This window comes from Streptomyces sp. NPDC030165 (assembly GCF_055573595.1).
Genome location: NZ_JBVIBD010000041.1, coordinates 23,393 through 41,054 on the forward strand (window position 1 = coordinate 23,393; position 17,662 = coordinate 41,054).

Annotated in this window: 14 protein-coding genes and 1 pseudogene; 7 read left to right on the forward strand and 8 right to left on the reverse strand. The window is 73.8% G+C overall.

All coding sequences use genetic code 11. The annotated features are described in order from the left end of the window. Positions 1-56: 56 nt before the first annotated feature. Together ACZ4Z1_RS40140 and ACZ4Z1_RS40145 are read right to left on the reverse strand one after the other, a co-directional pair. On the reverse strand, positions 57-1,253 hold the full coding sequence (locus tag ACZ4Z1_RS40140; protein ID WP_468491648.1) for a lipid-transfer protein: 1,197 nt from the start codon (positions 1,251-1,253) through the stop codon (positions 57-59). Between the two features lie 30 nt (positions 1,254-1,283). After that, the gene (locus ACZ4Z1_RS40145) at positions 1,284-3,539 is read right to left on the reverse strand and encodes an acyl-CoA dehydrogenase (RefSeq protein ID WP_468491649.1); all 2,256 of its coding nucleotides are present in this window, start codon (positions 3,537-3,539) and stop codon (positions 1,284-1,286) included. Positions 3,540-3,880: 341 nt separating this feature from the next. Between ACZ4Z1_RS40145 and ACZ4Z1_RS40150 the strand changes: the two genes are divergently transcribed. From ACZ4Z1_RS40150 to ACZ4Z1_RS40165, 4 genes are all read left to right on the forward strand, one after another. Next, positions 3,881-4,531 (forward strand): class I SAM-dependent methyltransferase, encoded by a 651-nt coding sequence (locus tag ACZ4Z1_RS40150; protein WP_468491650.1) that lies wholly within the window; start codon positions 3,881-3,883, stop codon positions 4,529-4,531. A gap of 21 nt (positions 4,532-4,552) precedes the next feature. Further along, a complete protein-coding gene (locus ACZ4Z1_RS40155) occupies positions 4,553-5,533 on the forward strand; it encodes an N-acetylmuramoyl-L-alanine amidase (RefSeq protein WP_468491651.1) in 981 nt (326 codons plus the stop codon). A gap of 176 nt (positions 5,534-5,709) precedes the next feature. Continuing rightward, complete coding sequence (locus ACZ4Z1_RS40160; protein WP_468491652.1) at positions 5,710-6,573, forward strand: DUF5336 domain-containing protein; 864 nt, start codon at positions 5,710-5,712, stop codon at positions 6,571-6,573. Positions 6,574-6,743: 170 nt separating this feature from the next. Beyond that, entirely contained in the window at positions 6,744-7,754 is a 1,011-nt protein-coding gene (locus ACZ4Z1_RS40165; protein WP_468491653.1) for an LLM class F420-dependent oxidoreductase, read from the forward strand. A 37-nt stretch (positions 7,755-7,791) separates the two neighbouring features. Here the strand turns inward: ACZ4Z1_RS40165 and ACZ4Z1_RS40170 are convergent, their stop codons facing one another. Next, positions 7,792-8,595 (reverse strand): maleylpyruvate isomerase N-terminal domain-containing protein, encoded by an 804-nt coding sequence (locus tag ACZ4Z1_RS40170; RefSeq protein WP_468491654.1) that lies wholly within the window; start codon positions 8,593-8,595, stop codon positions 7,792-7,794. 111 nt (positions 8,596-8,706) lie between these two features. Here ACZ4Z1_RS40170 and ACZ4Z1_RS40175 point away from each other — a divergent pair, with 111 nt between their 5' ends. Next, positions 8,707-9,006, forward strand: coding sequence for a hypothetical protein (locus tag ACZ4Z1_RS40175; protein WP_468491655.1), 300 nt, complete (start codon positions 8,707-8,709; stop codon positions 9,004-9,006). 35 nt (positions 9,007-9,041) lie between these two features. Here the strand turns inward: ACZ4Z1_RS40175 and ACZ4Z1_RS40180 are convergent, their stop codons facing one another. From ACZ4Z1_RS40180 to ACZ4Z1_RS40190, 3 genes are all read right to left on the reverse strand, one after another. Then, positions 9,042-10,112 carry a prenyltransferase/squalene oxidase repeat-containing protein gene (locus ACZ4Z1_RS40180; protein WP_468491656.1) on the reverse strand — a complete coding sequence of 357 codons (1,071 nt, stop codon included), beginning with the start codon at positions 10,110-10,112 and terminating at the stop codon, positions 9,042-9,044. Next, entirely contained in the window at positions 10,109-10,882 is a 774-nt protein-coding gene (locus ACZ4Z1_RS40185) for a class I SAM-dependent methyltransferase (protein WP_468491657.1), read from the reverse strand. Before ACZ4Z1_RS40185 ends, ACZ4Z1_RS40180 begins: the two co-directional genes overlap by 4 nt. Positions 10,883-11,000: 118 nt before the next feature. Further along, positions 11,001-12,383 (reverse strand): glycosyltransferase family 4 protein, encoded by a 1,383-nt coding sequence (locus tag ACZ4Z1_RS40190; protein ID WP_468491658.1) that lies wholly within the window; start codon positions 12,381-12,383, stop codon positions 11,001-11,003. Positions 12,384-12,678: 295 nt separating this feature from the next. Here ACZ4Z1_RS40190 and ACZ4Z1_RS40195 point away from each other — a divergent pair, with 295 nt between their 5' ends. Both ACZ4Z1_RS40195 and ACZ4Z1_RS40200 read left to right on the forward strand, forming a co-directional pair. Next, entirely contained in the window at positions 12,679-13,311 is a 633-nt protein-coding gene (locus tag ACZ4Z1_RS40195) for a TetR family transcriptional regulator (RefSeq protein ID WP_468491659.1), read from the forward strand. A gap of 120 nt (positions 13,312-13,431) precedes the next feature. After that, positions 13,432-14,022 (forward strand): annotated as a pseudogene (locus ACZ4Z1_RS40200) (response regulator transcription factor); the annotation flags it as partial. Here ACZ4Z1_RS40200 and ACZ4Z1_RS40205 read toward each other — a convergent pair. After that, positions 13,948-15,834, reverse strand: coding sequence for an ATP-binding cassette domain-containing protein (locus tag ACZ4Z1_RS40205; RefSeq protein WP_468491660.1), 1,887 nt, complete (start codon positions 15,832-15,834; stop codon positions 13,948-13,950). The pseudogene ACZ4Z1_RS40200 and the gene ACZ4Z1_RS40205 overlap by 75 nt on opposite strands. Next, on the reverse strand, positions 15,827-17,533 hold the full coding sequence (locus ACZ4Z1_RS40210) for an ATP-binding cassette domain-containing protein (RefSeq protein ID WP_468491661.1): 1,707 nt from the start codon (positions 17,531-17,533) through the stop codon (positions 15,827-15,829). The genes ACZ4Z1_RS40205 and ACZ4Z1_RS40210 overlap by 8 nt, the downstream gene beginning before the upstream one ends. Positions 17,534-17,662 lie beyond the last annotated feature (129 nt).

Here is a 17,662-nt window from a genome sequence, read left to right on the forward strand (position 1 = left end):
ACCTGGGGCCCCCGGGCGTCGGTCCCGGGGACTCCGGATACGTACACAGAGGCCCTTCACCCCCTGCGCAGCAACGTCACCACCGCCGCCCCGCCCAGCCCGATGTTGTGCGCGAGCCCGACCCGCGCGCCCGGGACCTGGCGGGCACCCGCCGTCCCGCGCAGTTGCCACACCAGCTCGGCGGCCTGCGCCAGGCCGGTCGCACCGAGCGGGTGCCCCTTGGAGATGAGGCCGCCGGACGGATTGACCACCCAGCGGCCGCCGTGGGTGGTGGCACCGTCCTCGACGAGCTTGCCGGACTCGCCCTCCGCGCACATGCCCAGCGCCTCGTACGTCAGGAGTTCGTTGACCGAGAAGCAGTCGTGCAGCTCGATCACGTCGACGTCCTCGATGCCGAGCCCGCTCGCCTCGTACGCCTGGCGGGCGGCCGCCCGGGACATCGGCCGGCCGACGACGTCGATGCAGGATCCGGAGGCGAAGCTGTCCCGCGTGTCCGTCGTCATCGCCTGCGCGGCGATCTCCACCGCCCGGTCGGCGAGCCCGTGATCGCGTACGAATCGTTCGGAGGCGACGACGGCGGCGGCCGAGCCGTCGGAGGTCGGTGAGCACTGGAGCTTGGTCAGCGGCCGGTGCACGGTCCGGGCGGCGAGGATCTCCTCGACCGTGTACACGTCCTGGAACTGGGCGTTCGGGTTGTCCGCCGAGTGCCGGTGGTTCTTGGCGCCGACCGCGGCCAGCTGTCGCTCCGTGGTGCCGTACCGGTCCATGTGCTCGCGCGCCGCGTTGCCGAAGATCTGCGCGGTGGGCGGTGTCGTCTCGAAGCCGTGCGCGGCGGCCATCACGCCGTAGTGGCGGGCCACGGGTGAGGTCGCGAAGTCGCCGCTGTCCGCGCCGCCGCCGAGCGCGCCGCGTTTCATCTTCTCGAAGCCGAGGGCCAGTACGCAGTCGTTGAGGCCGGAGGCGACGAACTGCCGGGCCATCATCAGCGCGGTGGCGCCGGTCGCGCAGTTGTTGTTGACGTTGTAGACGGGGATGCCGGTCAGGCCCAGTTCGTAGACGGCGCGCTGCCCGGCGGTGGAGGCCTGGTGGCAGAAGCCGACCGGCGCCTGCTCCACAGCGCTGTACGGGATGCCGGCGTCGGCGAGGGCCTTGCCGCCCGCTTCCGCCGCCATGTCCCAGTACTGCCGGTCCCGGGCCTCCGGCTTCTCGAACTTCGTCATGCCCACGCCGATGAGGTACGCCTTGCCGGTCATGTCCGTTCTCCTCCTTGGGGGCGCTCGGGATCAGATCAGCGGGCGGGGTTCCGGGTCCCTGGGCAGGCCGAGCAGCCGCTCGGCGACGACGTTCAGCTGCACCTGCGTCGTACCGCCCGCGATCGTCAGGCAGCGCGACATCAGGAAGCCGTGCAGGGCGCGTTCCGCGTCGCCCTCCCCCGTCGCGCCCTCCGGGCCGAGGAGTTCGAGCGCCAGCTCGGCGGCCTTCTGCTGGTGCGCGGTCTGCACCAGCTTGCGGATGCTGGCGCCGGCGCCCGGCTCCCGGCCCGCCACCTGCTGGAGGGTGGTGCGCAAGCCGATGCAGGCCAGCGCGTGCGCCTCGGCGGCCAGCGCGCCCACCCGTTCGCGTACCGCGCCGTCCAGTCCGGCGGACCGCTCGATCAGCGCCGCCAGGCCGGTGCCGAAGGTCACCTGGTCGGCCATGTGGACGCGCTCGTTGCCGAGGGTGTGCCGGGCCACCTTCCAGCCGTCGTCCACCTCGCCCACCACCGCGTCGGCCGGCAGCAGTACGTCGTCGAAGTACACCTCGCTGAAGAGCGCGTCGCCGGTGATCTCCCGCAGGGGCCGCACCTCGATGCCGGGTGCCGACATGTCGACCAGGAAGAAGGTCAGGCCCTGGTGCTTGGGCGCCTCCGGGTCCGTCCGGGCGAGCAGGATGCCGTACCCCGCCCACTGCGCCGCCGACGTCCACACCTTCTGGCCGTTGACCCGCCAGCCGCCGTCCACCCGCTCGGCCCGGGTCCGCAGCGCCGCCAGGTCGGACCCGGCCTCCGGCTCGGAGAACAGCTGGCACCACAGCTGGTCGCCGCGGAGCGTCGGCAGCAGGTGGCGCTCCTGCTGCTCCGGCGTCCCGTAGGTGATCAGGGAGGGCACCACCCAGGTGGCGATCCCCAGGTCGCTGATCCTGACGCCCGCGTCGCGCAGTTCCTGCTGGACGGCGAGTTGCTGTACGGGGCCGGCGCCCAGGCCGTACGGGGCGGGCAGGTGCGGCGCCGCGTACCCGGTGGGCGCCAGTTCACGGCGTACGGCGCCGGGGTCCAGGCCGCGCACCTTCGCGATCACCTCGCGGGCCTGCTCGCGGAACCGGGCCGCCTCCCGCGACCGCTCCACGGGCAGGTCCACGCGCAGCTCGCGCCGGGCGCCCCCGGCGCCGTACCGGGCCGCCCGCAGCCGGTGTTCGCCGCCGCTGCCCAGCAGCTGCCGGGCCACGGTCGCCCGCCGCAGGTACAGGTGCGCGTCGTGCTCCCAGGTGAAGCCGATGCCGCCGAGGACCTGGATGCAGTCCTCGGCGCAGGTGAAGGCGGCGTCCAGGGCGGTGGCGGCGGCCAGCGCGGCGACCAGGCCGCGGGTGGCGGGCGTCTCGTCCATGGCGCGCGCCGCGTCCCAGGCCAGGGCGCGGGCCTGCTCGACGCGTACGAGCATCTGCGCGCAGAGGTGCTTGACGGCCTGGAACTGGCCGATCGGCCGCCCGAACTGCTCCCGTACGGCGGCGTGCGCGGCGGCGGTGCGCAGGGCCCAGTCCGCCGTGCCGCACGCCTCGGCGGCGAACAGTGTCGCGGCCAGGTCCCGTACGAGGGCGGAGCCGACGTCGAGCACCTGCGCGGACGGGACCGTGACACCTTCGGCCGTCACGCGCGCGGTGGGCCGGGTGGGGTCGGCGGCGGACGGCACCTGTACGGAGAGCGTGTCGGCGTCGACGGCGAGCCAGAGGGTGCGCGGCGGCGGTTCCGCCGAGTCGTCCGCCTTGGCCGCCTTGGCTGCTTCCGCCGCTTCCGCCGTTTCCGCCGTTTCCGCCGCCAGCAGGATCAGGTCGGCGTCGCCGCCGCCGAGGACGGGCGGTGCGGCACCGTCCAGCACGTACCCGTCCGCCGTCGCGGCCGCGCGGAGTGTGCCCGTACCGAGCGCGACGGCACCGATGCGGTCGCCGGCGGCCAGGGCGCGCACCAGGCCGGTGGCACCGCCGCGCCGCAGCACTTCGGAGGCGAGCACGCTGGGCAGGTACGGGCCGGGCAGCGCGGCGCGGCCGGTCTCCTCCAACACGACGGCCAGGTCGAGGAGTTCGCCGCCGCCACCGCCGTACTCCTCCGGCAGGTGCGGGCCGAGGAGCCCCATCGCGGCGAGCCCGTCCCAGAAGGCGGGCCGGCCGCGCCGGCCGGGTCCGGCGTCGAGCAGCTTGCGCACCTCCTCCGGCGGCACGGCCCTGGCCGCCCATCCCCGTACCGCCTCGGCCAGCTCCCCTTGCTCCGGTGTGATTCCGATGCCCATGCCGGGCAGACTAGAACACGTTTCAAACTGACGGTAGGTCAGGTGGGGCACCGGCTCCGGACCGGACGGCCCGGGCGGTCCGGCCCGGGAGGGGAAGCGGTACGGACGCCCACGCGCCCCGGAAGGGAAGCGGTACGGACATCCACGCGCCCCGGACGGAATACCCGCCACGGCACCACCCCGCCGGATTCCCAGCCCTCTCCAAAGCCCCCGCATTCCGCCCGAACCCCACCGGTCCGTAAAACCGCCCACCCCCACCCCCGCGCATTACCGGCACGTACGATCCGTCGATATGAGTCACCGCCGCACTCCGGTGACCGTACGACCGAGGAGGAATCCCCATGGCCGCCGCGAACTCCCCCAAGCCGGAGATACTCGCCGCATTCGAGGCGGCAAAGGGTTTCATGCCGCTCGACGAAGGACTGGCCCTTTACGAGGCCGCCGGCGAGGCGGCGGCGCTCGGGCTGCCGCTCGTCGAGGTCGGCACCTATTGCGGGCGTTCCACCCTCCTGCTCGCCGACGTTGCGCGCGCGGCAGGCGTGACGGCCGTCACCGTCGACCACCACCGCGGCAGCGAGGAGCAGCAGCCCGGCTGGGAGTACCACGACCCGTCCGTGGTCGACCCCGAGGTCGGCCTGATGGACACCCTGCCCGCCTTCCGCCGGACGCTGTACGCGGCCGGGCTGGAGGACCACGTCGTCGCCCTGGTGGGCCGTTCCCCGCAGGCCGCCGCCCTCTGGAACACCCCCGTCGGCCTGGTCTTCATCGACGGCGGCCACACCGACGAGCACGCCACCGCCGATTACGAGGGCTGGGCGCCGCACGTCGCGCCCGGCGGGCTGCTCGTCATCCACGACGTCTTCGCCGATCCGGCGGACGGCGGCCAGGCCCCGTACCGCGTCTACCGGCGCGCCCTGGAATCCGGCGCCTTCACCGAAATGTCGGTACACGGATCGCTGCATGTGCTGCGTCGCACCGGTGAAGGGCACTGACCTCCCCACTACGATCGCGATGTGTCGAACGGCAGTACTTTCCCCCCGCGCCGCCGCTTCGGCGGCACCCTCGTCGTCCTGGCCGCGCTGCTGGCCGCCTGCGCCGCGGGCTGGCTGATCTGGCGGTCCGCGAGCGGGCCCGGCGGCGACAAGCCGCCCAAGGCCCTGCCCGCGGCGAGCCCGGCCTCGCCCGGCAGCACGCCCGGCAAGGACGGCCCGCCCGGCAAGGGCGACGCGGGCAGAGCGGACGGCGGCGGGAATGCCGGGGATCCCGGGAAGGATGAAGACCGGGACGGCAAGGGGGCCGGGACCGGCGGCCGCGCCGGGACCCGGCTCAAGGGCAGGACCGTCCTCCTGGACCCCGGCCACAACCCCCACAATCGCGACCACACCCGCGAGATCGCGCGCCAGGTGGACGTCGGCAACGCGCGCAAGGAGTGCGACACCACCGGCACCTCCACCGACGACGGTTACGCCGAGGCGTCCTTCACGCTGGACGTGGCGCGGCGCGCCCGTACCCTCCTCCAGGCCGAGGGCGCCAAGGTCGTCTTCACGCAGGACGGCGACCGTCCGTACGGCCCGTGCGTGGACGAGCGCGCCCGCGCCGGGAACGAGGCCGAGGCCGACGCCGCGGTGTCCGTGCACGCCGACGGGGCGGGACGGGGCAACCGCGGGTTCCACGTGATCCTGCCCGCCCGCGTGACCGCGGGCGCGGCGGACACCTCCGCCATCGTCGGTCCGTCGCGGCAGCTCGGCGAGCACCTGGCGGGCCGCTTCGTCGCGGCCACCGGGAGCGCGCCGGCCAATTATCTCGGCGGCGGGACCGGGTTGGTCGTACGGTCCGACCTCGGCGGTCTCAACCTCTCCGGCATTCCCAAGGTGTTCCTGGAGTGCGGCAATATGCGGGACCCGAAGGACGCCGCGCAATTGACCGATCCGCAATGGCGGGAAAAGGCGGCCCGCGGGATCGCCGAGGGCATTACGGGCTTCCTGACCCGGTAGCGGCCGGTGCCGATACCGACTCGATACCTGACCGATACCGACAAGACGGCCCACAGGATCCGGCGGTAGGTTCCCCCTTACGATGGGGGGCCACCCCGTGCCTCGCCACGCGCCCGCCGGCGCATACGGCAGCGACAGCGAAGACCAGAACACCGGAACCGACAAAGGACCCTTACGTGAACATCCGCTCCCTCACTAGAGGCGACGGCGTGGTGATCGGAGCAGCGGTGTTGCTGTTCATCGCCTCGTTCCTCGACATCAGCTCGTACGACGGATCCGACTGCACCGGCAGCTTCTGCCCGAAGATCACGTCCTCGAACGCCTGGGACTCGCTGTCCCTGCTGATGGGCATGTTCCTGGCCGGCGTGATCGCGGCCGCCCTGATCGTCGTGGCGCGCGCCCTGCCGCAGCCGCTGAAGGTCGCGGGCCTGGACCTCGGGCAGTTCGGCGTCGCGTGGACCGTGTTCGTCGCCTGGTTCGCCTTCTGGACGACCGTCAACAGCGGCAGCGCGGGCGCCGGCCTGATCCTCGGCCTGATCGCCGCGCTCATCCTGGCCGGCGCGGCCGTCGCCACCCCGCTCGTACCCGCCCTCAAGGCCGGTCTCGTCCCGGCCCCGCGGCCGCAGACCCCGTCCCCGTACGGCGCGGCCGCCCCGGGCCAGGGGTACGGCTACCCCGGCGCCCACCAGCAGCCGGTCCACGGCGGGTACGGCTACCCGGGCGCCCAGCAGCCCGGCCAGGGCCAGCCGCAGCCGGGGCAGGGCCAGGGTCAGCCCGGCCCGCAGTCGTACGGCGGGCAGCAGCCCTCGCCGGCCGCCGCGCAGCAGCCGGCGCCCGCCACGGACTTCGCGCCGTTCTGGTTCGCGGTGCCGGTGGCGCGTCCGCTGTACGGCGAGGACGGCACGCCCACGCCGATCGCCGAACTGGCGCCCGGTACGTGGTACCTGGCCGTGGACCAGCGCGGCCAGGCCCTCATCGCGCAGACGCAGGACGGGCGCCGCGGCGTCCTCCAGGACACGACCGGCATCCAGCGCGGCTGACACCGCCCTGCCCCCACGCCGTCACGGCCCCTCCCCCCCGGGTGAGGGGCCGTCGCCGTACCCTCCCTTCCCCTCCCCTCCCGCACCTCGTACGCTGCACCGACGCACCTGACGGCCCGTCAGGGCGGCTACCTGCGGGGGAACACCGAACCGGAACGGAGGGCCCTGCCATGCGACTCGGCCTGGCACTCGGCTACTGGGGCCGCGGCCCCGGCCCCCGGCACGTCGAACTCGCCCAGGAGGCCGAACGGCTGGGCTACGACTCCGTATGGACCGCGGAAGCCTGGGGCTCGGACGCGTTCACCACGCTCACCTGGATCGCCGCCCACACCTCCAGGATCAAGCTGGGCACCGCCATCGCCCAGATGGCCGCCCGCACCCCCACCGCCACCGCGATGCAGGCCCTGACCCTGGACCACCTCTCCGGCGGCCGGATGCTGCTCGGGCTCGGCCTGTCGGGGCCGCAGGTGGTCGAAGGCTGGTACGGCCGCCCGTTCCCGGCGAGCCCGCTCACCGCCACCCGCGAGTACGTGGACATCGTGCGCCAGGTGCTGCGCCGGGAAGCCCCGGTGACCCTCGACGGCCGCTTCCACCCGCTCCCCTACCGCGGCCCCGACAGCACCGGCCTCGGCAAACCTCTCAAGCCCATCACTCACCCCCGCCGCTCCGGCCTGCCCGTCCTCCTCGGCGCCGAGGGCCCCAGGAACATCGCCCAGACCACCCGCATCGCCGACGGCTGGCTCCCGCTGTACTGGTCCCCGTACCGCACCGACGTGTACGAAGCGTCCCTCGCCGCCGCCCCCGAAGGCTTCCTCGTCGCCCCCATGGCCCGCGCCCGGCTCTGCGACGACGTCGCCGAGGGCCTGCTCCCCGTCAAGGCCATGCTCGCCTTCTACATCGGCGGCATGGGCCACGCCTCCCGCAACTTCCACGCGGACCTGATGGCCCGCATGGGCCACGAGGAAGCGGCCCACCGCATCCAGGACCTTTTCCTCCAGGGCCGCCGCGACGAAGCCGTCCGAGCCGTTCCCGACACCTTCGCCGACGAGATCTCCCTCACCGGCCCCCGCCCCCGCCTCGCCGACCGCCTCACCGCCTGGCGCGAGGGCCCGGTGACCGACCTCCTCGTCACGGCCCCTGACACCGAGACACTGCGGGTGCTGGCGGAGCTGAACGGCTGAGGCCGGCCCGGCCCCCGGCCGCGCCGCCTCCTGCGGGTCAGGCGAACGTCGCCGCCGCCAGCCACTCCTCCAGGAACGCCCGGTCACCGGTGACCTCGACGCTCGGTGTGTCGAGCGGGAGGCGGCGGTAGTAGACGCGCAGGAGGTCGGCGGTGGGGGCCTGGAGGGTGACGGTGGGGTGGTCGCTGGTGTGGCGGTAGGTGGGGGTGGGGCCGGTGAAGTCGAGGAGCCAGTCGGCGGGGACGTGCGGCGGGGTGTCGGTCGCGTGCAGATGGAGGGTGCGGCCGGTGTTCATGAAGCCGCGGAGCTGGTGGTCGGGGCGGATGGTGCTGATCAGGCAGATCAGCTGCGTCCACTCCTCGATGGTGTCGGCGGCCAGCTCGGGGTCGAGGGGGAAGCCGGCGCCCGTGGCGGCGACCGCGTCCGCCCGGTGGATGATCGTCTCGTGGACCATCCGCCGGGGCCAGAAGCCGGACGGCTGTCCCGGCGCCCAGGCCCAGACCTGCGCGTCGGGGCCCGCCTCGCGCATCGCCTCGGCGGCCAGGCGTGCGCCCTCGGCCAGCCAGGCGTCCAGGGCCGCGGGGTCGTCGGCCGGCGGACCCTGGCTCTCCGGAACCGCGTCGAAGGGCAGCATCTCGGTGGCCCGGGTCCGTACGGTCCGGCCCGCCCAGCGGTACGCGCCGCCGACGTGGCGTACGAGGTCTTCCAGGGTCCACTCCGGACAGGTCGGTACGGGCGTCGTGAGGTCGGCGCCGCGTACGGCCTGCCGGAACCGGTCGCCCTCGGCGAGGACTTCGGCGCAGTAGCGGTCGTGGTCGAGTATACCGTTCAAGGTCGTCATAAGGGGCACAGTAACGGGCGGGGAGATCGGCCCGCCTCCGGGTTTCGCGGTGAACGGTCCGCCGCCGAGGGGCAGTTGTTTATGGCGGGCTCATGCGGCTACCCGGCCGCCATGTCCAGGAGACACCGGTACGGAAGCAGTCACGCGGCCACGGCCGTGACCGTCGTCGCGGACGTCACGGCCGTCATCCTCGGCCTGTGGATCGTGATGTACCTGCTCGACGCGAACCGCGCCAACGACCTGGTGCACTTCGTCCAGGGCGCGGCACGGTGGCTGGCAGGCTGGTCGTACAACCTCTTCACGTTCGACACGGACTGGCTGCGGACCCTGCTGAACTACGGGCTCCCGGCGCTCGTGTACCTGGTGGTGGGGCACGCGCTGGCCGCCCGTATCCGCCGCATCGAGCGCTGAGGGGACGACCCCGGGGTGCCGTCCCCGCGTACCCGTCAGCGGCAGCAGTCCGGGTCCAGTCCCGTCGGCAGGCGTTCACCCCCGAAGACCGCCGTGGTCGCCTCGTCACCGCCCAGCGCGGCCACGGCGAGCAGCATCGAGCCCGCCGTCCAGGAGGTCTGCTCCTCGGGCCAGACCGCGTCGTCGTCGAAGACGTAGCCGGTCCAGTACATGCCGTTGTCGGCGCGCAGGTGCTGGACCCACTTGAGGATCTGCACGGCGCGGTCGGACTCCCCCATCGCCCAGAGCGCCAGGGCCAGTTCGGCGCTCTCGCCGCCGGTGACCCACGGGTTGGGCAGGACGCAGCGTACGCCGAGGCCGGGGACGACGAAGTCCTCCCAGGCGGACTCGATGCGTTCCTTGGCGGCGGTGCCGCGCAGGGCGCCGCCGAGGACCGGGTAGTACCAGTCCATCGAGTAGCGGGCCTTGTCCAGGAAGCGCTCGGGGTGGTGCTGGATGGCGTGGCCGAGCCGTCCGAGAGCCAGTTCCCAGTCGGGCTGGGGTTCTTCGCGCTGTTCGGCGAGGGCGAGGGCGCAGCGCAGTGCCTGGTAGACGGAGGAGGAGCCGGTGAGCAGGGCGTCGGTGACGGGCGTGCCGTCGTCCTCGCGCTTCCAGCCGATCTCGCCGCCGGGCTGCTGGAGGTCGAGGACGAATTCCATGGCCGCGTACACGGCGGGCCACATGCGGTCCACGAAGGTGTCGTCGCCGGTGGACAGGTAGTGGTGCCAGACGCCGACGGCGAGGTACGCGCAGAAGTTGGTCTCGCGGCCGCGGTCGGTGGGGGCGGCGGCGTCGCCGTCGGCGTAGGCCGCGTACCAGGAGCCGTCCGGGTTCTGGTGCCGGGCCAGCCAGACGTACGCGGCTTCGGCGCGTTCGTGCTCACCGGCCGCGTCCAGGGCCATGGCGGCCTCGGTGTGGTCCCACGGGTCGAGGTGGTGGCCGCGGAACCAGGGGATCGCGCCGTCCTCGCGCTGGGTCGCCAGGATGCCGGCGACCGTACGGGCCGCCTGTTCGGCGGTCAGCACTCCGGGCAGGACCAGGCGTTCCGTACGTCCTGGTGTGGTCACTTGGCGGCCTCGCCGGCGGCAGCGTCGGTGGCGGCGGAGGCGGCGGCCCGCTCGGGCAGGTGCGGCTTGGTGGCGTACGCGACGAAGCTCTTGCCGATGACCGGGTTGAGCACCTGCTCGGCCAGCCGGGTGGCCAGCGGCTTCTTCATGATGTCCCAGACCAGCAGCTTGTGGTACGCCTTGACCGGCAGTGCCTGGTCGTTGTCGACGCCGAAGGCGCACTTGAGCCACCAGTAGGGGCTGTGCAGTCCGTGGGCGTGGTGGGTGCCGTACGGCTTCAGGCCCGCCTCGCGCATCTTGCCGAGGAGTTCGTCGGCCTTGTAGATGCGGATGTGGCCGCCCTCGACCTCGTGGTATTCGTCGCTGAGCGCCCAGCAGACCTTCTCCGGGCCGTAGCGCGGCACGGTCACCGCGATCCGCCCGCCGGGCCGCAGCACCCGCACCATCTCGGCGAGCACCCCCTTGTCGTCGGGGATGTGCTCCATGACCTCGGAGATGATGACGACGTCGAAGCTCTCGTCAGGGAACGGCAGGGCCAGCGCGTCGCCCTCCATGGCGGTTGCGGTGGCGCCCGCCGGGGCCTCCCCGGCCTCCTTCATCGCGGCGAACCACTTGGCGACCTCGCGGATCTCCTCGGCGTTCTGGTCGAGCGCCACGACCTGCGCGCCGCGTCGGTAGCACTCGAAGGCGTGCCGGCCCGCGCCGCAGCCCAGGTCCAGGACGCGGTCGCCCTGCGCCAGCGGGAATCGGGAAAAGTCGACGGTCAGCAAGGGCTCTCTGCTTTCGTCCTGGGGGAACCGGGGGCAGGCTAGGCCCGACGGCGGCGGGTCCTGACGGTGGTCTTGGCGGTGGTCGTGGCAGGGGTGGCCGGTGCCCGGCGGGGCCGCATCAGGCGTGGCCGACAGGGGACGGGGCGGCCGCGGTGGCGCGGCGGTCGCGCGCGGCACGCCCGCGCGGGTTCTGCAGGGCGATGGCCTCCCGGTAGCGTTCGGCGGTGCCGATGGCGGCCTGGCGCCAGGTGAAGCGGGCGAGGACGCGTTCGCGACCGGCGGCGCCGAGGCGGCGGCGCAGGGCGTCGTCGTCCAGCAGCCGGATCAGCCCGGCGGCCAGCGCGTCCGCGTCACCGGGCGGTACGGACAGGCAGGTCTCGCCGTCCGGCCCGGAGACCTCGGGGATGGCGCCGCCGGTGGTGGCCAGCAGCGGCGTACCGGTGGCCATGGCTTCGGCGGCGGGCAGCGAGAAGCCTTCGTAGAGGGAGGGGACGCAGGCGATCTGGGCGCCGCGGACCAGGTCGACCAGTTCGGCGTCGCTGATGCCCTTGACGAATTCGATGGCGCCGCCGAGGCCGTGGCGCTCGATGGCGGCGGCCACCGGTCCGTCGTCGGCGCGCTTGCCGACGACCACCAGGTGGGCCCGCGGGTTCTCGGTACGGACCTTGGCCAGCGCTTCGACCAGGTGGATGAGGCCCTTGAGGGGGACGTCCGCGCTGGAGGTGGTGACGATGCGGCCGGGGATCTCGGGGACCGACGGGTCCGGCGAGAAGAGGTCGGTGTCGGCGCCGATGTGCACGACGTGGATGCGGCCGTCCCGTACGCCGAGGTGGTCCACGATCTCCTGGCGGGAGGAGCCGGAGACGGTCAGCACCGACGGCAGGCGGCGGGCGACGCGCTTCTGCATACGGGTGAAGCCGTACCAGCGGCGCACCGAGGCGCGGCGCTTCCAGCCCTCCGCGGCGGCCAGGTCGAGCTGCCGGTCGACGGTGATGGGGTGGTGGATGGTGGTGACCAGGGGCGCGCCGAGGTCGCCGAGCAGGCCGTAGCCCAGGGTCTGGTTGTCGTGCACGACGTCGAAGTCGCCGCGGCGGGCGGCGAGGTGGCGGCGGGCGCGCAGCGAGAAGGTGAGCGGTTCGGGGAAGCCGCCGGTCCACATCGTGCCGACCTCGACGGCGTCGATCCAGTCGCGGTACTCGCCGCGCCCGGGCGTGCGGAACGGGTCGGGCTGCCGGTACAGGTCGAGGCTGGGCAGTTCGGTGAGGGTGACCCCCTCGTCCAGGACCGGGTACGGCTGGGCGCCGATCACCTCGACGGTGTGGCCGAGGCGGGCCAGTTCGCGGGAGAGGTGGCGGACGTAGACGCCCTGGCCGCCGCAGAAGGGGTTGCCCTTGTAGGTGAGCAGGGCGATGCGCAGGGGGCGGTCGCCGTCCGGCCCTGTGGAGGCGGTGGGGGCCTCGGCGGGGTGCGGCGCGGCTGCCTGGACGGCCTCGGCGGACACTCTCGGCCCCCTTCTCGCTGGACTTTCGCCGGAGCGTAACCGCTGGCGCTAATCTAGAACAAGTTTCAGTACGGTTCGGCCGCGGCCGGCCGGCGGCCGGTTCCGCGGCACCCGCGGGCCACGGCGGCCGGCAGGCTACTGATCAGTTCAAGGAGCTTCGAATCTACCGGCCGGAAACCCGGCGGAAAGAGCCGCACCAGGTGATTCGCGCCACCACCCGCGCCCCTGCCATGCTGTGCCGATCGCATGACCGGTACGTACCGCACCGCGGACGGACTGTCACGGAATGGGACATATGACTACGGACTCCACAGCGGCCGGAGCGGCGCTCCCCGCCAGTCCCCCCCTGACCGCGCGTCAGGAAGCGCGACGCCGCCGCATCCTGCACGCCAGCGCCCGGCTGGCTGGCCGCGGCGGGTTCGACGCCGTGCAGATGCGCGAGGTCGCCGAGTCGTCCGACGTCGCGCTCGGCACCCTCTACCGGTACTTCCCGTCCAAGGTGCACCTGCTCGTGGCGACGATGCAGGACCAGTTGCAGCGCATGCACGAGACGCTGCGCAAGCGCCCGCCGACGGAGCGGGAGCCGGGCGCGCGGGTGGCGCAGACGCTGATGCGGGCCTTCCGGGCGCTCCAGCGCGAGCCGCAGCTGGCGGACGCCATGGTGCGCGCCCTGACCTTCGCCGACCGGTCGGTGAGCCCGGAGGTGGACACCGTCTCCCGGCTCACCACGGCGATCATCCTGGACGCGATGGGGCTGGACGGAGCGCCGACGCCGGAGCAACTGTCCGCCGTCCGGGTCATCGAGCACACCTGGCACTCGGCACTGATCACCTGGCTCTCCGGGCGGGCCTCGATCGCCCAGGTGAAGATCGACATCGAGACGGTCTGCCGGCTCATCGACCTCACCGCGCCGCCGCGCCGTGCCTGAGTAAGGGCTACGAACGGGTAACCCCTAACTCGGCGCATTCGGGGGGCGCACAACCCCGACGCGCGCCCCCACGCCCCCGCTTGGCCAATTCTTCGGGTCCATGACAGCGGCATTGCCGGTATGAATTCCGGGTACTCGCAACCGTGCCGGTACACGGGGGTTCGGAGGGGGACTGCAGTGATCCGGGTGCTGCTCGTGCACGACATCTGTCTGTTCCGGTGGGCATTGACAGAAGTACTCGACCGGGAGAACGACATCGACGTCTCTGCCGCCACCACCAGGGACGTAACCGAACGGGTGCGCGCATTGCGCCCCGACGTCTGCGTGGTGGATGCGGAGAGCCCGGAGCCCACCGGGCAAGGCATATTGCGCAAGTTATCCAGGCTCGCGAAAGGGAAAGGCCCCGGGAAATCACCGGCCCTGCTCGTGCTGGGCTCGGCACACCGGCCCGGCCCGCTGCGCCGGGCCTTCGAGGCGGGCGCTCTCGGATACGTCGACAAGGAGGCCTCGCCGGTGCAGCTGACCACCGGGATACGGCAGGTGGCCGCGGGGAAACGGTTCATCGACGGGTCGCTGGGCTTCGGCTTCCTACAGGCCGCGGACATCCCGCTGACCCGCCGCGAGCTGAGCGTGCTGTCACTGGCCGCCGAGGGCTCCTCGGTCTCCGAGATCGCCGGCGTCCTGCATCTGTCGACCGGGACCGTACGCAACTACATGTCCGCCATCACCCGCAAGACGGGAGCCCGCAACCGCGTCGACGCCATCCGCATCTCGCGCGGGGAGGGCTGGCTGTAGCGGCGGGGCGGCCCGGCCCTGGGCGGCGGCGCTCCCCGGGGCCTCGTGCGCCCACCCGCCCGCCAGTTCGCGGTAGAGCGCGGACCGCCGCAGCAGCTCGCCGTGCCGGCCGGTACGGACGTGCGTACCGTCCATCACCAGCACCCGGCCGGCCCGCAGCGCCGAGCTGATGCGGTGCGCGACGACGATCAGCGTGCCGCCGGGCCGGGCCGCGAAGGCCCGCTCGGCGCGGGCCTCGGCCTCCGGGTCCAGGTGGCAGGTCGCCTCGTCCAGGACGACCAGCGGCGCGGGCGCGAGATAGGCGCGCACCAGGGCGATCAGCTGGCGCTCCCCCGCGGACAGTTCACCGGGGGCGAGGGTGGCGTCCGGCCCGCCCAGCCGCGCCAGCAGCGCGTCCGCGCCGATCTCCGTGGCGGCGGCCCGGATGTCCGCGTCCGTGACGCGGCCGTCGGCGCACAGATAGAGCAGGTTCTCCCGTACGGTGCCGGAGAAGACGTACGCCTCCTGCGGTACCAGCACCCGGTCCGCCGTGGCGGGCCGGCGGACCTCGCCGCTGCCGGGCTCCAGCATGCCCGCGACCAGCGCGGCGAGGGTGGACTTGCCGATGCCGCTCGGCCCGACGACGGCCAGGTGCCCGCCGGCCGGCACGGTCAGGTCCAGGCCGCGCACGACCGGGTCGGCGTGCGGGCCGTACGCGAAGGTCACACCGGTGAGTTCGACGGCGTGCCCGTCGCGGGGCACCCGGTGCGGCCGGGCGTCCGCCGCCCCGGTGGCCGGCTCGGCGGTGAGGCGGCGCAGCACCACGCCCAGGCGGGTGCCGGCCGTACCCAGCCCGTGCATCAGGCTCTGCAGCGCGGGCAGCAGCGACTGCGTGAGGTACGCGAGGGCGCCCACCAGCGCGCCGGGCGTCACCCCGCGGCCGAGCAGCCAGGGCGCGGCGAGCAGCAGCAGGACGATGGGCAGCCGCCCGCTGATCCCGAGGGCGAGCACCCGGCTCACGCTCCAGCGGGCCAGGGCGCGGGACGCCCGCAGTTCGGCGTCGAAGCGCTCGCCCGCCGCGCGGGCCACGGACCGCTCCGCGCCGGCCGCGGTGATGTCACGCAGCCCGCCGACCGCCGTACCGGTCTCCTCCGCGATGGCCTCGTCCGCCGCGAGGAACGTCTCCTGCCGACGGGCCATCGGCCGCAGTGCCCCGGCGAACAGCGCCAGGCCGAGCACCAGCGGCGGCACCACCACCAGCAGGAGTACGGGCGCGAGCGAGCAGAGCCCGACCAGCGCACCGGCGGTGACGAAGACGAACGAGCGGGACACCAGCACCAGCCCGGCGAAAGTGTCGCGGGCGATTTCCACCTGGTGGGTCAGCCGGGAGACCGCCGCGCCGTCGGGGGCGTACAGCCCACGGGCGACGACCTTGCGCACCAGGGTGTCGCGCAGCGGTTCCACCAGGTCGGCGACGGCACCGTAGACCCGTGCGGTGCCGTACGCGCCGGCGCCGACGCAGACCGCGGCGGCGGCCAGCCAGACGACGCCGACGACCGGGGCGCCGCGCAGGAACCCGTCGTCGAGGGCGTGCGCGAGCGCGTACCCGAACAGGAAGGTCTGCCCGGACTCGACCAGCGACCAGCCCGCGAGCCGGGCCAGGACCGCGCGCCGCCGCTTGAGGAAGCGCAGTCCGGACCGCCTCAGGGGGGCGCCCGGGACCACCCCCCGCTGCTGGGCTTCAGGCATGCGCGGTCTCCTTCGGGGCCGTGGCGAACAGCGCCCGGTAGGCGGGCAGCTGCCACAGTTCGGCGTGCGGCGCAAGGGCGCGAATCCGCCCGTCGTCGAGCCAGGCCACCAGGTCGGCGCGGGCGGCGGTGGCGGCGCGGTGCGCGACGACGATGCGGGTGGCGGCCCGCACGTCGTGCAGCAGGGCGCGGGTGACGTTCAGTTCGGTGACGGTGTCCAGGCTGGAGGTGGCGTCGTCGAGGATGAGCAGCCGCTCGGCGTGCGCGAACGCCCGCGCGAGGCCGAGGCGCTGGGTCTCGCCGCCGGACAGCGGGGCGTCCGCGCACCGGGTCGCGTAGCCGTCGGGCAGCCGGTGGATGAAGGGCGTGGCGCAGGCGGCTTCGGCGGCGGCCTCGATCTCCTCCCGCCCGGGTGTGTACGAGCCGAGCGCGAGCGTGTCGCGGAGGGTGTCGCCGATCAGCGCCGGGCGTTCGAAGGCGTAGCCGACCGCGCGGCGCAGGGCGTCGTGCGTCAGGTCGCGCAGCGGTACGTCGTCGAGCGTGATCATGCCGGAGTCGGGGTCGGCCAGCCGCCCGGCCACCGCGGCCAGCACCGACTTGCCGGTGCCGGAGCGGCCGACGACGGCGACCGAGGTGCCGCCGGGCACGGTGAGGTCCAGGCCGCGCAGTACGGCACGGTCACCGCGCCGCACGGTGACACCGTGCAGCTTCAGCGTGCCGCTGCCCGCACCGAGCGGCCGCCTCCCGTAAGGCATCGCCGGCACCTCCAGGGCCTCCGCGATGCGCCGGGCGGCGGCGCGGGCGTGCACCAGGCTGTTCAGCCGCCCGACGATCTGGCCGACCCCGGTGGCCAGCGCCGCGTACCGGGACGCGGCGAGCAGCGCGCCGATGGTCAGCGCGCCCTGCGACAGCCGGACGCCCGCCACGCACAGCACGGCGATCTGGAGCAGCGGTACGAGCATCGCGGCCTGGGCCGTCGACCGTCCCAGGACGTGCCACATGCGGTGGCCGTGCGCGGCGAGGCCGGGCAGCGGGGCGAGAATGCGGGCGGCCTCGCGGCGCTGGGTGCCGGCGGCGGCGATGGTACGGGCGCCCCCGACCGCTTCGACGAGGCGTCCGGCCATCTCGCCCTGGCTCTCCTGGTACCGCCCGACGCAGTCGCCGGTGTCGCGCGCGAAGGCGCGCAGCAGGAGGGCCAGCAACGGCATCCCCAGGAGGAAGGCGGCGGCGGTCCACACGTCCAGCAGGGCCAGGGCGACCAGCGCGCCGACCGGGGTGACGACGGCGGCGAGGGAGGCGGGCAGGGCGGTGGGGGCGGTACCGGCGTGGGCGGCATTGCCGACGACGCGGGTGACCAGGTCGCCGGTCCCGTACCGCTCGGTGGCGCGGGGCCCGGCGGCGAGCAGGTGGTGGGTCAGGCGTCGCCGTATCCAGGCGGTGCCGCGGGCGTCGGTGGTGCCGGTGAGCAGCCCGTCGAGGGCGTCCAGCAGGACGATCAGGCAGGTCAGCGCCGCGCAGAGGGTGAGCCAGCCGGCTGCGGGCCGGTGTTCGAGCAGCAGGTCGAGGGTGTGGCCGAGGACGGCGGGCAGGGCCAGGCCGACGCCGGCCGAGGCGGCGGTGAGCAGCAGGAGCGCGGTGGCGCGCAGGGCGCTGTGGCGCAGGGCGCCGCCCAGCAGCCGGTCGGCGGGGGTCACGGTCACAGCCTCTCCACGGGGTGTGGGGGGGGGGGGGGGGGGGGGGGAAAAACAAGCCAAACCCCACCCCCCCCACCACTCTTTCCCATTTCATACGTCCCGGGGTGGGGGTGTGCAAAGTCGGTTACAAGTAAC

Bases quoted from the DNA above. Each gene is read 5' to 3' on its own strand.
- ACZ4Z1_RS40170 (WP_468491654.1), bottom strand. From the start codon at position 8,595: ATGACGACCTTGAACGGTATACTCGACCACGACCGCTACTGCGCCGAA.
- ACZ4Z1_RS40140 (WP_468491648.1), bottom strand. From the start codon at position 1,253: ATGACCGGCAAGGCGTACCTCATCGGCGTGGGCATGACGAAGTTCGAG.
- ACZ4Z1_RS40205 (WP_468491660.1), bottom strand. From the start codon at position 15,834: ATGCCTGAAGCCCAGCAGCGGGGGGTGGTCCCGGGCGCCCCCCTGAGG.
- ACZ4Z1_RS40165 (WP_468491653.1), top strand. From the start codon at position 6,744: ATGCGACTCGGCCTGGCACTCGGCTACTGGGGCCGCGGCCCCGGCCCC.
- ACZ4Z1_RS40150 (WP_468491650.1), top strand. From the start codon at position 3,881: ATGGCCGCCGCGAACTCCCCCAAGCCGGAGATACTCGCCGCATTCGAG.
- ACZ4Z1_RS40145 (WP_468491649.1), bottom strand. From the start codon at position 3,539: ATGGGCATCGGAATCACACCGGAGCAAGGGGAGCTGGCCGAGGCGGTA.
- ACZ4Z1_RS40195 (WP_468491659.1), top strand. From the start codon at position 12,679: ATGACTACGGACTCCACAGCGGCCGGAGCGGCGCTCCCCGCCAGTCCC.
- ACZ4Z1_RS40175 (WP_468491655.1), top strand. From the start codon at position 8,707: ATGTCCAGGAGACACCGGTACGGAAGCAGTCACGCGGCCACGGCCGTG.